This is a genomic window from Streptomyces sp. MK7 (genome assembly GCF_032658145.1).
Lineage (GTDB): Bacteria > Actinomycetota > Actinomycetes > Streptomycetales > Streptomycetaceae > Streptomyces > Streptomyces spiralis.
Window position 1 is genome coordinate 247,404 of sequence record NZ_JAVACL010000005.1, and the last position, 12,855, is coordinate 260,258.

The following is a 12,855-nucleotide window of genomic DNA, read 5'->3' on the forward strand; positions in this document are numbered from 1 at the left end:
CACGGCGAGTCCGCCACCCGGGCCTGCTCGCCCCGCAGCCGCACGCGCCGTCGCCGGACCCGCCCCGGCCAGGGGCGGCTCCCGCGGCCGCGCACACCCTGGCCGCCACCGGGCCCCGTGCGGGGCCCGTCGGGGGCCCGTCCGGGGACGCAGGCGACGGCGCGCCCGGCCCCACCGCTTCTCTCAGTTCAGGGCCGCGAGCTTGTCGCGATACGTCCGTACGGCGGTCGCGTCCTTGTACGGCTCCAGGCGGCGCTCGAAGTCCCGGACGTACTCGTGGGCGCGCACCGAGCGCATCTCGGCGGCCTGGGCCGCCGCCTCGGCGGCGAGGCGGCAGGCCTGGTCCAGGTCGCCGAGGCCGAGGCGGGCGGTGGCGAGGACGACGCGGCAGAACAGGCGGCTGCGGGCGTACGCCGGGGCGCGCAACTGGAGCGCGCGCTCGGCGTGCTGCGCGGCGGCGCGGTACTGCTGGAGGTCCCGGTGGCAGTGCCCGAACTCGTCGGAGAGCTGGGCCTCGTCGAAGGAGCGCGCCCAGAACGGCACCTCGTCCCCGGGCCGGGCGCCCTCCAGGGCGCGCTCGGCGCGCACCAGGGAGGCCGTGCAGGCGCGCACCTCGCCGAGCACGGCGTGCCCGCGCGCCTCGGCGGCGTGCAGCAGCGCCTGGACGACGGGCGGCGCCGAGGTGCCGATGCCCTGCTGGGCCACCCGCGCCAGCTGCACCGCCTCCCGTCCGTGCGCGAGGTAGACGGCCTGCCGGCTCATGGTGATCAGCACATGGGCGCCGTAGGGCCGGTCCCCGGCGGCCTGGGCGAGCCGGAGCGCCTGCACGAAGTACCGCTGCGCGAGCCCGTGCGCGGCGATGTCGTACGACGTCCAGCCCGCGAGCCGGGTGAGGTCGGCGGCCGCCGCGAACAGCCGGCGGCCCGTCTGCTCGCCGTAGGTGCCGCGCAGCATCGGCTCGCACTCGTGTTCCAGATAGCGCACGAGGGCCTGGCGGGCGTGGCCGCCGCCGTACATGTCGTCGAGCGCGCGGAACAGCTCGCCGACCGAGCGCAGCGCGGCGACGTCACCCGCGGTGACCCGCTGCCCGGCCTCCCGCTCGGTCTGGTCCCGGTCGGCCCGGCCGCGCTGGCGGGGCACGCCGGCGATCTGCGGCTGCCGGTCCGCGGGCGCGGCGGCGTCGGCCGGGCGGCCCTGGGCCGGGACCCGCGCGGCGGGCCCCTCGCCGCGGGCGACCCGGTCGTCGGCGCGCCCGATGAGCCAGTCCCGGCTGGGCACCACGAGACCGGCCGGGGTGAAGGCGATCTTGCGCAGCTCGGCGTGGCTGCCGGAGTCCTTGCGCCACAGCCCGCTGACGATGTCGACGGCCTCCTCGGGGGCGGCGGCGAACTCCAGCCCCGCGTAGACGGGCGCGCAGGCGTCCAGTCCGAGGTCCTGGGCGGTCAGGCGGCGGCCGAGGCGCCGGGTGAAGACCTCCGCGATGAGGGCGGGTGTGGTTCCCCTGGGCTGCTGCCCGCGCAGCCAGCGGGTGACCGACGTCTTGTCGTATCTGAGGTCCAGCCCGTGCTCGAGACCGAGCTGGTCCACGCGACGGGCCAGACCTGCGTTGGAGAACCCCGCTTCTGCGATGAGCGCGGCGAGCTGGCGGTTGGGAGTGCGCTGCGCGGGTCGTTCCGTCATCTGCGGTGCGGTCTCCTGCCTTTCGGGCATGCACGCGGCCGCGTGGTGCCCGGATTGCCTGGTGAGCAGCCCTTATGGCCTCATGAACGGCGCGAATGTAGCGGAGAGTGAGCAGCCGACCGCAACCTTCGCCCGGCATTCATCCGATCGTGTGAGGATTGCCCGCAGGGCTGACGCGCGACAGCCAGACGTACAGTGGCGTGGGCATGTTTCGTGCCTTACGACCTTCCAGGGAGGCGCTTGCCGTGAGTGAGTTGCGGTTCGTCCGCATGGGATTCGGTGCGGACATGGTCGATTACCAGGTCGCCTGGGACGAGCAGCGCCGGGTGCACGCCGCCCGTTTCGCCGACGAGATCCCCGACACCTGCCTCCTCCTGGAGCACCCGCCGGTCTACACCGCGGGCCGCCGCACCGCCCCCGAGGAGCGTCCCCTGGACGGCACCCCGGTCATCGACGTGGACCGCGGCGGCAAGATCACCTGGCACGGCCCGGGCCAGCTCGTCGGCTACCCGATCCAGAAGCTGCCCCGGCCCGTGGACGTGGTCGCGCATCTGCGCCGCCTGGAGGAGGCGATGATCCGGGTGTGCGCGGAGTTCGGCATCGAGACCTCGCGCGTCGAGGGCCGCGCCGGGGTGTGGGTGCTCGGCGACCCGGTCGAGGAGCGCCCCAGGCTCGGCGGGCTCCAGCTCGACTTCGACCCGCGGACCACCGACTCCGAGTTCGACCCCCGGCTCAACGGCCCCGAGTACGCACCGTCGAACGCCGGCCAGCGCCGCGAGGACCGCAAGATCTGCGCCATGGGCATCCGGGTGGCGAAGGGCGTCACGATGCACGGCTTCGCGCTGAACGTGAACCCGGACACCTCGAACTTCGACAAGATCATCCCCTGCGGCATCCGCGACGCGGGCGTCACCTCCCTCTCGTACGAACTCGGTCGCGAGGTCACCATCGAAGAGGTGCTGCCGGTCGCCGAGAAGCATCTGCAGGACGTGCTCGGGAACGCGGACCTCAGGCCGCGCGAGATCGAGAAGGCGATCGCCTGACCTCACGCACGGGGAATGCACCCCGATGGCCAGAGGCCGGCCACGCGTGAGGGCCATGAACATCATGGGCGTACCCTGAGGTACGCCGAGGAATCAAAGCTTTAGGGAGCCGGTCGTGTCCGCAGTCTCACCCGACGGACGCAAGATGCTGCGCCTGGAGGTCCGCAACAGCCAGACCCCCATCGAGCGCAAGCCCGAGTGGATCAAGACCCGGGCGAAAATGGGCCCCGAGTACACGAAGATGCAGAACCTCGTGAAGAGCGAGGGCCTGCACACGGTCTGCCAGGAAGCCGGCTGCCCGAACATCTACGAGTGCTGGGAGGACCGCGAGGCGACCTTCCTCATCGGCGGCGACCAGTGCACCCGGCGCTGCGACTTCTGCCAGATCGACACCGGCAAGCCCGAGGCACTGGACCGCGACGAGCCGCGCCGCGTCGGCGAGTCCGTGGTCACCATGGACCTGAACTACGCCACGATCACCGGCGTCGCCCGCGACGACCTGGAGGACGGCGGCGCCTGGCTGTACGCCGAGACCGTGCGCCAGATCCACGCCCAGACCGCGGACCGCGAGGGCGGCCGCACCAAGGTCGAGCTGCTGGCCCCCGACTTCAACGCGGTGCCCGAGCAGCTGGCGGAGGTCTTCGGCTCCCGCCCCGAGGTCTTCGCGCACAACGTCGAGACGGTCCCGCGGATCTTCAAGCGGATCCGCCCCGGCTTCCGCTACGAGCGCTCCCTGAAGGTCATCACCGAGGCCCGCGACTTCGGCCTGGTCACCAAGTCCAACCTCATCCTCGGCATGGGCGAGACCCGCGAGGAGGTCAGCGAGGCCCTCAAGCAGCTGCACGAGGCGGGCTGCGAGCTGGTCACCATCACCCAGTACCTGCGGCCGAGCGTGCGCCACCACCCGGTGGAGCGCTGGGTGAAGCCGCAGGAGTTCGTCGAGCTGAAGGAGGAAGCCGAGCAGATCGGCTTCTCGGGCGTGATGTCCGGACCGCTGGTACGGTCCTCCTACCGCGCCGGGCGCCTGTACCAGATGGCCGTGGAGAAGCGCGGCAGCTACATCGCCGTCCAGGCCGTCTGACAGCTCGTCACCCCTGCGGCCCCCCAAGGGATACCGGCAGCCGTGTGAATTCACGCACAAGAAGCTACCGGCAGGTAATGGCCGATACGACGCGGTCCCGACCGTCGCCCCAGATCAGGGCGTCCGTCAGGGCCGCGTCACCTTTTCGACCTGCTCCATCAGGGTTTCATCGGTGTTTGACCGGTGGGTCACGCCCTGGTAACACCAAACAGTGACCCTGGACTCACACCACGTACACCGAAGCCGTTACGAGGGGGGACCTCCACCATGCAGGCCGCGCACGTTCGCGCCACAGCCATTCCGTCCTTCACCGACGCACTGCGTGCGGTCGAGTCGCTGCTGATGAGCAGCGGCCAGCGCACCGCCCGCCGCAACGCCTGGACCTCCGTCCTGGAGGACCGCCGCCGCGCCAAGGACCGGGTCGAGGCCCAGCGCGTCCTCGACGAGTTCACCGCCGTCCGCCTCTGACCGGCCGCCCGCCCCCACCGGGCACGGCCGCTCCCCTGACGGACCCACCTCCCCCTGACCGGGCCCCACCGCACACCCCCGACCGGCCGTCGCCGGCGGGCCCCGCGCCCTCGCCGCCCTCTCCGACGGTACGGACACTGCCGTCGTCGGGCGCTTGCCGGGCCACGTAGACTTCGTGACATGGCGAGGAAGGAAACCGCAGCCGAGGCTGCCAACCCGGGGCGACTCAAGCAGATCGCCCTGACGTTCAAGATGACCCGCAAGGCCGATCCGAAGATCGGCCTGATTCTGGCGGGCGTCTTCATCATCATCTTCGGTGTCCTCCTCGGGGTCGGCTTCGCGATCAGCCACCCGGTCTACCTGGGCATCCTGGGCATCCTGCTCGCCTTCCTCGCGACGGCGATCGTCTTCGGACGCCGGGCGGAGCGGGCGGCCTTCGGGCAGATGGAGGGCCAGCCGGGCGCCGCCGCGGCGGTGCTGGACAACGTCGGCCGCGGCTGGACCACCACCCCGGCCGTCGCGATGAACCGCAGCCAGGACGTGGTGCACCGCGCGGTCGGCAAGGCCGGCATCGTGCTGGTCGCCGAGGGCAACCCGAACCGGGTGAAGTCCCTGCTCGCCGCCGAGAAGAAGAAGATGAACCGGATCGTCGCGGACGTCCCGGTGCACGACGTGATCGTCGGCAAGGGCGAGGGCATGGTCGAGCTGAAGAAGCTGCGCACCACGATGCTGAAGTTCCCGCGCGTGCTGACCGGCCCCCAGGTCACCGCCACCAACGACCGGCTGCGCGCCCTGGGCGACCTGATGAGCAACATGCCGCTGCCGAAGGGACCGATGCCCAAGGGCATGCGGATGCCGCGGGGCCCGAAGGCCCGCTGATCTCCTGAGTCACGACGATGGGGGCGCCCGGTGATCCGGGCGCCCCCATCGTCGTACTCCTCAGATGCGCACCTCCACGGTGCCCGCCAGCCGGTCGTGCAGTCCCCGGCCGTCGCGGTCCCAGATCAGGGGCGGGAGGGCGAGGAACAGCAGGACGGTGCGCAGGAGGGCGCGCCAGGGGTTCGCCCGCCCGGTGTTCAGGGCGACCACACGGAGGCCGAAGAGCCGCTTGCCCGGGGTGAGGCCGACGGTGCCGAGCGTGAGGACCATCAGGACGAACAGGATCAGCGGTGCCCAGACCTGCGCCGCCTTGTTGTAGCTGTCCGTGATCAGGCCGTATGCGATCAGGAGGCACACGCCCCAGTCCACGGCGAGCGCCCCGAAACGCCGGCCCGGGCGGGCGATCGAGTTCGGCCCCTCCTCCGGGAGCCCGAGCTGCTCACCGCGGTAGCCGAAGTCGGCACCGGCTTCTTCCATGGCCGCCCGCGGCCCGGAGAGCCACGATCCGATTGCTTGCCTGTTGTCCACCCGTCCACGGTACTGCGAGGCTGGAAGGACGGGGTCGGCCGGGGTGTCCACGGACGTGACCCCACCCGGGCCGGTTAACTTCTGCGAAACAAATGGGTCACGCCCGAGAAATCACCCGTCCCTAGGGTCGGCATCAGCGTGTGCCACCGCACTGGCCGCACGAACGATCTACCACCCCGGCGGGACGGTCGGGAGTAGGAGGAGCTGGATGTTCCAGAACGCCGACGAGGCCAAGAAGTTCATCGCGGACGAGGACGTCAAGTTCATCGACGTCCGCTTCTGCGACCTGCCGGGCGTCATGCAGCACTTCACGGTGCCCGTTGAGGCGTTCGACCCCGACGAGGAGCTGGCCTTCGACGGATCCTCGATCCGTGGCTTCCAGGCCATTCACGAGTCCGACATGGCCCTGCGCGCCGACCTGTCCACCGCGCGCGTGGACCCGTTCCGCCGGGACAAGACCCTCAACATCAACTTCTTCATCCACGACCCGATCACGGGCGAGCAGTACTCCCGTGACCCGCGCAACGTGGCGAAGAAGGCCGAGGCGTACCTGGCCTCCACCGGGATCGCCGACACCGCGTACTTCGGCCCCGAGGCCGAGTTCTACGTCTTCGACAGCGTCCGTTTCCGCACGGCGGAGAACGAGTCGTTCTACCACATCGACTCCGAGGCCGGCGCCTGGAACACCGGTGCGCTGGAGGACAACCGCGGTTACAAGGTCCGCTACAAGGGCGGTTACTTCCCGGTCCCGCCGGTCGACCACTTCGCCGACCTGCGCGCCGAGATCTCCCTGGAGCTGGACCGGGCCGGCCTGAAGGTCGAGCGCCAGCACCACGAGGTGGGCACCGCCGGCCAGGCCGAGATCAACTACAAGTTCAACACGCTGCTGGCCGCCGCGGACGACCTGCAGCTGTTCAAGTACATCGTGAAGAACGTCGCCTGGCGCAACGGCAAGACGGCGACCTTCATGCCGAAGCCGATCTTCGGCGACAACGGCTCGGGCATGCACGTGCACCAGTCGCTGTGGAGCAACGGCGACCCGCTGTTCTACGACGAGGCCGGTTACGCGGGCCTGTCGGACACCGCCCGCTACTACATCGGCGGCATCCTCAAGCACGCCCCGTCGCTGCTGGCCTTCACGAACCCGACGGTGAACTCCTACCACCGTCTGGTGCCGGGCTTCGAGGCCCCGGTGAACCTGGTGTACTCGCAGCGCAACCGCTCCGCCGCGATGCGTATCCCGATCACCGGTTCGAACCCGAAGGCCAAGCGCGTGGAGTTCCGCGCGCCCGACTCCTCCGGCAACCCGTACCTGGCCTTCTCGGCGCTGCTGCTGGCCGGCCTGGACGGCATCAAGAACAAGATCGAGCCGGCCGAGCCGATCGACAAGGACCTGTACGAGCTCGCTCCCGAGGAGCACGCGGGCGTCCCGCAGGTCCCGACCTCCCTCGGCGCCGTCCTCGACGCCCTCGAGGCCGACCACGAGTTCCTCCTCCAGGGCGACGTGTTCACGTCCGACCTGATCGAGACGTGGATCGACTTCAAGCGCACCAACGAGATCGCCCCGCTCCAGCTGCGTCCGCACCCGCACGAGTTCGAGCTGTACTTCGATGTCTAAGCCCTAACTAGGGCCTGAGCTGGACGGACCCTCCGCGGACTCTTCGACAGTCCGCAGAGGGTCCGCAGCATTTTTGATCAAGGGGCCCATCGCACGCTCGACAGCGACCCGGGTCGACTGGTCCGAGTCGGGCCACAGGTGACCGTAAGTGTTCAGCGTCGTCGTCGCCTTCGAATGCCGCAGCCGCTGCTGCACCACCTTCACCGACAAGCCGGCATCGATGAGCATGCTCGCGTAGTAGTGCCGCAGGTCGTGGAACCGGAACTCCGGGGACAGCCCGGGGACCGCCTTGCGAATCCGGCGCATGTGCCGCTCGACCTTCCACGGCCCCAGCTGGCCGCCGTCGTCGTCCAGCAGCACCCACCCGTCCGTGCGGCCGTCCAGCAGCCGCTTCAGCTCGCCGACGAACGCGTCCGGGATCGGGACGGCCGCGACGCTGCCCTCGGTCTTCAGGGGCTTGTCCGGGTACTGCAACGTGGGCGTGACCGTGCGCGCGTCCAGGTCGACGTCGATGGCCCGCAGGCCGCATGCCTCCGCCGTGCGCAGGCCGGCGAACGCTCCGAGCAGGATCGCCGGCCGGTACTTCTCCTCTGCGGCCTCGTACAGCTGCCACAGCTGGGCATCCGTGCACACATAGGGCCGCTGCTTCCCACCGCCCGGAGACGTCTCCCGGGAGCACGGGTTCGTCGTGATCTTCTTGGCCCGCACCGCGGCCCGCATAACCTGAGACAACCGGCTGTGCAGCGCGAACCGGTACGACTGGGCTACGCCCTCGCGGAGCAGCCGCGCCATCCACCGCTTCACGGCCATCTCGTCTACAGCCAGCAGCGGCAGGGGGCCGAACTCCTCGCGGATCTGCGCCAGGTGCACCTTGGCCTGCCGCACGGTCGACTCACGCTTCGCATAGGACTCAATCCACAGGTCACACCACTGGTCGACCGTGAGCTTCTTGTCCTTCGGATCGACGTAGGTGTTGGTCACCAGCGCGGCCGTCACCTCGTCCAGCCAGCGTTCCCCGTCCACCTTCCGGTCGAAGTGCCGAGCATGCTCCTTGCCAGCCAGGTCCCTGTACCGGGCCCGCCACTTACCGTTCGGGCGCTTCTTGATGCTCTTGCTCGCCACGCGGTTCGTCCTCCACCTCAGCGTCGTCCAGGCGGCGCATGATCTCACTGGCCTCAGCGCCGATGGCCCGATACAGGGATTCCTGGACCGTTCCCCGTGTATGCGGGTGCCGCTTGAGGTAAAGAGCCAGATCACTGAGGGAGCGACGGGCTGCGGCCTCCCGCATGACCCAGCGGCCAACAGACCTATCGGCTTCGATGTGGTCGATGTGGTCAGCGTCGACGCTCATACCTTCAAGCAGACTGCCCGGCGTGGTGCCGAAGATGGACGCCAGGGCGACCAGCTCGGCAATTGAAACGGGCCGCTTGTTGCCTTCAATCCGCGTGATGACCAGGGGATTCACCTCCTTGTCCATCGCCGAACTGAGGCGCCGCGCCAGCTCGGCTTGAGACCAACTGCGGGCCTCTCTCGCCTGCTTCACCTGCGCCCCGAAAGCCGCTCCCACATCATCGATCTTCATGCGGTGAAGCGTATGGCGCTAGACGAAGCTAGTCAACGCTGCTACGGTCCATCCATCGCAACATGAAGCGCACTTCTTTCAGTGAAGGATGGCCATGGATAAGCGCTGGCTGACGACCGACGAGCTGGCGGCGCGATTCAGGACCGCTGCCAGCACGGTCCGCTACTGGCGGCACATCGGATACGGGCCCAAGAGCATCAAGGTGGGCCGCCGCGCCCTGTACGACGAGGCCGAGGTACTGCGCTGGGAGCAGGAGCAGGCCGAGGGGGCCAAGGCGGCATGACCCAGAAAGCAGAAACGGCCCGGGCGGAATCCGGGCCGTTTCAGAAGAACCTCGCGGGCGGCGAAGCTGACGACAGCGTACCCGTCATCGAGCCGGACGACATCGTCACCCTCTGGGCCGACGCCAAAGCGTGCTACCTCGCACACGTGTTCCCCCGCTACGGCTCACCCGCATGGATCGCCCTCGAACCCGACGACCCCCGGCGCCTCGCTGCTGCTCTGTACGCCGCCGAAATGTGGCGGAAGTACGGCGACGAAGACGCCCTGCTCGCATGGTTCCGCGACGCCAGCCGGCCCCGGCCACCACTCGGCGAAGGACGCAGTCGTGCCGAGCTCGACGAGCTGGCCAAGCCCAAGCCTCCCCACCAGCTGCAGGCAACGCCCGGCTGGCCCCCCATCCGCATCCCCGGCAAGCCCGGGAAGTACCTGACCTACACCGAAGGGAGGGCAGCAGCGTGACGGACGAGCGCGAGATGCCGCCGCCCACCAACCCGATGGCCGTCGCCCGCGAGCTGGCCCCCGCCTGGCGCCACCAGGACACCGGCCTGCCCACCAGGCGGTATTGGCGCGGCACCTGGATGCGCTGGGAGGGCTCCTACTGGCGCGAGATGGATGACCAGGAGGTGCGCGCCAGTCTCTACAAGAAGCTGGAACACGCCGAGTACTGCGCCGGGGTCGACAAGCACAACGTGCCCATCATCAAGCCCTGGTCGCCGACGAAGCGGAAGATCTCCGACCTCATGGAGGCCATCTCCGCCGTCATCCACCTGCGGCCGTCCGTCGACGCTCCGGAATGGATCACCCGAGACGGGTTGAGTCGGGACTCTGGCACTTCTAACGCACACGGTTCGGGCAGTCCCATCGTGGCGTGCACGAATGGCTTGCTGCGCGTCGCAGACCGGGAGTTGCTGCCGCTCACCCCGGGGTTCTTCAACCTCGTCTCGGTTCCGTTCGACTACGACCCGGATGCGGCGGCGCCCACCTGGGAGCAGTTCCTCAAGCAGGTCTGGCCGGACGACGAGAAGTCCATCAAGGCACTGCAGGAGTGGTTTGGCTACGTCCTGTCCGGACGTACCGACCAGCAGAAGATCATGCTCGTCGTCGGCCCCACCCGATCAGGCAAGGGCACCATCGCCCGGATCCTGACGAACCTCGTCGGCAAGGGAAACATGGCCGGTCCGACGCTCGCCGGCCTCGCCACCAACTTCGGTCTGGCGCCGCTGCTGGGAAAGTCCCTCGCGGTCATCTCTGATGCCCGGCTTGCCGGGAAAGACGGGCATCAGGTCGTCGAGCGGCTGCTCACCATCTCCGGTGAGGACACCATCGACGTCGACCGGAAGTTCCAGAAGGCGTGGACGGGCAAGATGCCGACCCGGCTGATGATCCTGTCCAACGAGCTGCCGAACTTCGGCGATGCCTCCGGCGTCATCGCCCGCCGCTTCATCGTGCTGAACATGACCGTGAGCTGGTTGGGCAAGGAAGACACCAGCCTCACGGACAAGCTGGCCGCGGAGATGCCCGGCATCCTCAACTGGGCACTCGACGGCCTGGCCCGCCTGGAGCGGCAGGGACACATCACGGAGCCGCCCGGGTCCGCCGAGGCCGTCACCACCATGCAGGACACCGCGTCGCCCACCTCCGCGTTCGTTCGGGAGCGATGCGACAAGGGACCGACCTGTGAGGTCACGGTCGACGAGCTGTGGGAGTCCTGGAAGGACTGGGCCGACGACCAGGGAGTCCGCCACGGCACCAAGGCGATGTTCGGGCGCAACCTCCAGTCGGTCGTCCCTCAGGTGAAGCGAACCCGGCCCCGCGGCGACGACGGCAAGCAGATTCCGACCTACTCCGGGATCGCTCTGAAAAGTGACGCCCGCAATGGCATGAGTCCCGACTCAACCCGTCTCAACGGCTACGGGAGCGGTCTGAGTCGGGCTGAGACGGGACTCACGCCATTGCAGCCCCAACATTCACAACAGCCCAAGTGCACCGGCTGCGGCTTCCCCTTCGAGCCGCTGGAGCCCGGCCAGACCACCCACCCGGGATGTGATGCAGCGTGACCCGGACCCTCCGCCGCTGTGCTGCCTGTGACCGCCCCCTGCCGGGCAAGCGCGGGCGGCCCTGCGTGAGGGGATGCGGGGCCCACCTATGCCGGGCCCCCCACCGGCCCCCCTGCACCGACGTACACGGAGGGCAGTGCCCCAACCTCCAACTCCCAGACGAGGAAGCAGCATGAACAACAACGACAGGCGAGCAGCAATGCGCGTGCCGCGCGCGGCCGGCGTCCAAGCCCGCCACCGCACCAAGCTCACCCGCATCGCCAGCCCGCAGCAGCAGGGCGCAAGCCTCGCCCTCGCGGCTCTCAGCGTCGACCACGAGACCGTCGAGCGGCTCCTGGAGCTCGCCGACGACCGCACCGTCCGCGAGGCCGCAGCCGTCGCCCTCGGCTCCCTCGCAGCCCTCGCCATCCACGCACGGCCATCCCAGATCACCCGGCTCCGCGACCACCTCACCCGCATACAGGCAGGGGGACCCGACGGGCCGCCCGCCGCATGAGGGGAGGGGGAGCACATCCCCACCGCCCGGGCCAGGGTGCCGTCGCGGTGAATCGCCAGGACAGCGCCGACAGTTTCCGACTTTTGTGAGGACCACATGCCCCAAGCACCACCGAGCAGATGCACCGAACCCATGTGCCGAGAGCTCGCCACCAAACGCGGACGCTGCGACGAACACCAGCCGCAAGCCTGGGCCAACCGTGCCACCATGCGCGAGCGCTACGGCATCAGCAGCGGAGCCTGGAGAGCCCTCAAACGCCGCGTCGCCGCACGTGACAACGGCTGCTGCTACGTCTGCGGAGGCGAGCCAGCCGAAGGGGAGACCCTGCAGCTCGACCACATCAGGCCCGTCGCCGAAGGCGGCAGCATCAGCGACCTCGACAACCTCGGCCTCATCCACGCCGACCCGTGCCACGCCGACAAGTCCAAGGCCGAAGCACTCCGCGGCAACCAGCGACGATGGGCGGCCCGGGCCGGGGGGTAAGGCCGTACAGATCGCTAGACGTGCTGGTCAGGGAGCCGCCGCGGTCAGTGAGACGCACGCGTGCTCAGAATCTTCGATAGGGGGTCTACGGAGGATCCCCGCAGGTCAGGAGGCGAATCGTGTCAGAAACCGTTGACGAGGAAGTGCAGCAGGAGCCGACGCAGGGCCCGGTGGTGACGGTGCCGACCCTGGACGGCCCGGTGACGGCGCCGGCCGAGGTGGCGTCGCAGTGGGATCTGCGGGATTGGAGGCAGTGGTGAGGGTGCGCGCGTTGGACGGTTCGGAGGCTGCGGCTGTGCAGCTGGTCCTGGCCGTCATGGAGCACGCTGAGGAGCCTCCGGAGGGGCCGTGGACGGCCGATCTGTCGCAGGCCGCGGTGGTGGACGGCCAGGGAGCCGTGTGGTTCGTCGGTGACGGCGACGTCGGTCGTCTGGTGCCGCTGTCCTGTGCCTGTGAGCATGTCGAGTACACGACGTACTGCAATGGCGTGGAGATCTCCCGCACTGTCAGCTCTACCAGCTAGAATGACCATTGGTTGATCGACGGCCATCCTCGGTCCGCGAGAAACCCGTCCGTGAGTGGCTGCGAGAGGCCAGCGAGCGGCCCGCGGTGCTCCTCCACCGCCAGCCGCACCGCCCGTCTCTCAAGGCCGGCCCCG

16 protein-coding genes are annotated in these 12,855 nt (G+C 69.4%); 12 read left to right on the top strand and 4 right to left on the bottom strand.

The features are described from left to right. Positions 1-183 precede the first annotated feature (183 nt). The gene (locus tag R2S09_RS09855; protein WP_306189211.1) at positions 184-1,680 is read right to left on the bottom strand and encodes a regulator; all 1,497 of its coding nucleotides are present in this window, start codon (positions 1,678-1,680) and stop codon (positions 184-186) included. A 245-nt stretch (positions 1,681-1,925) separates the two neighbouring features. Between R2S09_RS09855 and lipB the strand changes: the two genes are divergently transcribed. From lipB to R2S09_RS09875, 4 genes are all read left to right on the top strand, one after another. Continuing rightward, complete coding sequence (lipB, locus tag R2S09_RS09860; protein ID WP_306189212.1) at positions 1,926-2,723, top strand: lipoyl(octanoyl) transferase LipB; 798 nt, start codon at positions 1,926-1,928, stop codon at positions 2,721-2,723. Positions 2,724-2,838: 115 nt separating this feature from the next. After that, the gene (gene lipA / locus R2S09_RS09865; protein ID WP_306189213.1) at positions 2,839-3,804 is read left to right on the top strand and encodes a lipoyl synthase; all 966 of its coding nucleotides are present in this window, start codon (positions 2,839-2,841) and stop codon (positions 3,802-3,804) included. 267 nt (positions 3,805-4,071) lie between these two features. Next, positions 4,072-4,272: a hypothetical protein gene (locus tag R2S09_RS09870; protein WP_306189214.1), complete on the top strand. Its 201-nt coding sequence runs from the start codon at positions 4,072-4,074 to the stop codon at positions 4,270-4,272. A 180-nt stretch (positions 4,273-4,452) separates the two neighbouring features. Then, positions 4,453-5,151 (top strand): DUF4191 domain-containing protein, encoded by a 699-nt coding sequence (locus R2S09_RS09875; RefSeq protein ID WP_306189215.1) that lies wholly within the window; start codon positions 4,453-4,455, stop codon positions 5,149-5,151. Between the two features lie 60 nt (positions 5,152-5,211). On the opposite strand, the gene R2S09_RS09880 is transcribed toward R2S09_RS09875, so the two are convergent. Continuing rightward, positions 5,212-5,679: an RDD family protein gene (locus R2S09_RS09880; RefSeq protein WP_316740441.1), complete on the bottom strand. Its 468-nt coding sequence runs from the start codon at positions 5,677-5,679 to the stop codon at positions 5,212-5,214. A gap of 208 nt (positions 5,680-5,887) precedes the next feature. Between R2S09_RS09880 and glnA the strand changes: the two genes are divergently transcribed. Then, positions 5,888-7,297, top strand: coding sequence for a type I glutamate--ammonia ligase (gene glnA, locus R2S09_RS09885; protein WP_306189217.1), 1,410 nt, complete (start codon positions 5,888-5,890; stop codon positions 7,295-7,297). Positions 7,298-7,300: 3 nt separating this feature from the next. Here the strand turns inward: glnA and xerC are convergent, their stop codons facing one another. Both xerC and R2S09_RS09895 read right to left on the bottom strand, forming a co-directional pair. Beyond that, on the bottom strand, positions 7,301-8,419 hold the full coding sequence (xerC, locus tag R2S09_RS09890) for a site-specific integrase (protein ID WP_316740442.1): 1,119 nt from the start codon (positions 8,417-8,419) through the stop codon (positions 7,301-7,303). After that, positions 8,382-8,879, bottom strand: coding sequence for a helix-turn-helix transcriptional regulator (locus R2S09_RS09895; protein ID WP_316740443.1), 498 nt, complete (start codon positions 8,877-8,879; stop codon positions 8,382-8,384). The genes xerC and R2S09_RS09895 overlap by 38 nt, the downstream gene beginning before the upstream one ends. A gap of 94 nt (positions 8,880-8,973) precedes the next feature. Between R2S09_RS09895 and R2S09_RS09900 the strand changes: the two genes are divergently transcribed. The 7 genes from R2S09_RS09900 to R2S09_RS09930 all read left to right on the top strand — a co-directional run bounded on the left by R2S09_RS09900 (position 8,974) and on the right by R2S09_RS09930 (position 12,720). Then, on the top strand, positions 8,974-9,162 hold the full coding sequence (locus R2S09_RS09900) for a helix-turn-helix domain-containing protein (RefSeq protein ID WP_316740444.1): 189 nt from the start codon (positions 8,974-8,976) through the stop codon (positions 9,160-9,162). Then, positions 9,159-9,620, top strand: coding sequence for a hypothetical protein (locus tag R2S09_RS09905; RefSeq protein ID WP_316740445.1), 462 nt, complete (start codon positions 9,159-9,161; stop codon positions 9,618-9,620). The genes R2S09_RS09900 and R2S09_RS09905 overlap by 4 nt, the downstream gene beginning before the upstream one ends. Further along, positions 9,617-11,218, top strand: coding sequence for a phage/plasmid primase, P4 family (locus tag R2S09_RS09910; RefSeq protein WP_316740446.1), 1,602 nt, complete (start codon positions 9,617-9,619; stop codon positions 11,216-11,218). The genes R2S09_RS09905 and R2S09_RS09910 overlap by 4 nt, the downstream gene beginning before the upstream one ends. 172 nt (positions 11,219-11,390) lie before the next feature. Next, positions 11,391-11,714, top strand: coding sequence for a hypothetical protein (locus tag R2S09_RS09915; RefSeq protein ID WP_316740447.1), 324 nt, complete (start codon positions 11,391-11,393; stop codon positions 11,712-11,714). A gap of 207 nt (positions 11,715-11,921) precedes the next feature. Beyond that, on the top strand, positions 11,922-12,197 hold the full coding sequence (locus tag R2S09_RS09920) for an HNH endonuclease signature motif containing protein (protein WP_316740448.1): 276 nt from the start codon (positions 11,922-11,924) through the stop codon (positions 12,195-12,197). Positions 12,198-12,316: 119 nt separating this feature from the next. Further along, positions 12,317-12,457 carry a hypothetical protein gene (locus R2S09_RS09925; protein ID WP_316740449.1) on the top strand — a complete coding sequence of 47 codons (141 nt, stop codon included), beginning with the start codon at positions 12,317-12,319 and terminating at the stop codon, positions 12,455-12,457. Between the two features lie 35 nt (positions 12,458-12,492). Next, a complete protein-coding gene (locus tag R2S09_RS09930) occupies positions 12,493-12,720 on the top strand; it encodes a hypothetical protein (protein ID WP_316740450.1) in 228 nt (75 codons plus the stop codon). Positions 12,721-12,855 lie beyond the last annotated feature (135 nt).

Excerpts from the sequence above, each read along its gene's own strand:
- R2S09_RS09855 (WP_306189211.1), bottom strand. The coding sequence starts at position 1,680 with ATGACGGAACGACCCGCGCAGCGCACTCCCAACCGCCAGCTCGCCGCG.
- R2S09_RS09870 (WP_306189214.1), top strand. The coding sequence starts at position 4,072 with ATGCAGGCCGCGCACGTTCGCGCCACAGCCATTCCGTCCTTCACCGAC.
- R2S09_RS09875 (WP_306189215.1), top strand. The coding sequence starts at position 4,453 with ATGGCGAGGAAGGAAACCGCAGCCGAGGCTGCCAACCCGGGGCGACTC.
- glnA (WP_306189217.1), top strand. The coding sequence starts at position 5,888 with ATGTTCCAGAACGCCGACGAGGCCAAGAAGTTCATCGCGGACGAGGAC.
- R2S09_RS09895 (WP_316740443.1), bottom strand. The coding sequence starts at position 8,879 with ATGAAGATCGATGATGTGGGAGCGGCTTTCGGGGCGCAGGTGAAGCAG.
- R2S09_RS09900 (WP_316740444.1), top strand. The coding sequence starts at position 8,974 with ATGGATAAGCGCTGGCTGACGACCGACGAGCTGGCGGCGCGATTCAGG.
- R2S09_RS09905 (WP_316740445.1), top strand. The coding sequence starts at position 9,159 with ATGACCCAGAAAGCAGAAACGGCCCGGGCGGAATCCGGGCCGTTTCAG.
- R2S09_RS09915 (WP_316740447.1), top strand. The coding sequence starts at position 11,391 with ATGAACAACAACGACAGGCGAGCAGCAATGCGCGTGCCGCGCGCGGCC.
- R2S09_RS09920 (WP_316740448.1), top strand. The coding sequence starts at position 11,922 with ATGCGCGAGCGCTACGGCATCAGCAGCGGAGCCTGGAGAGCCCTCAAA.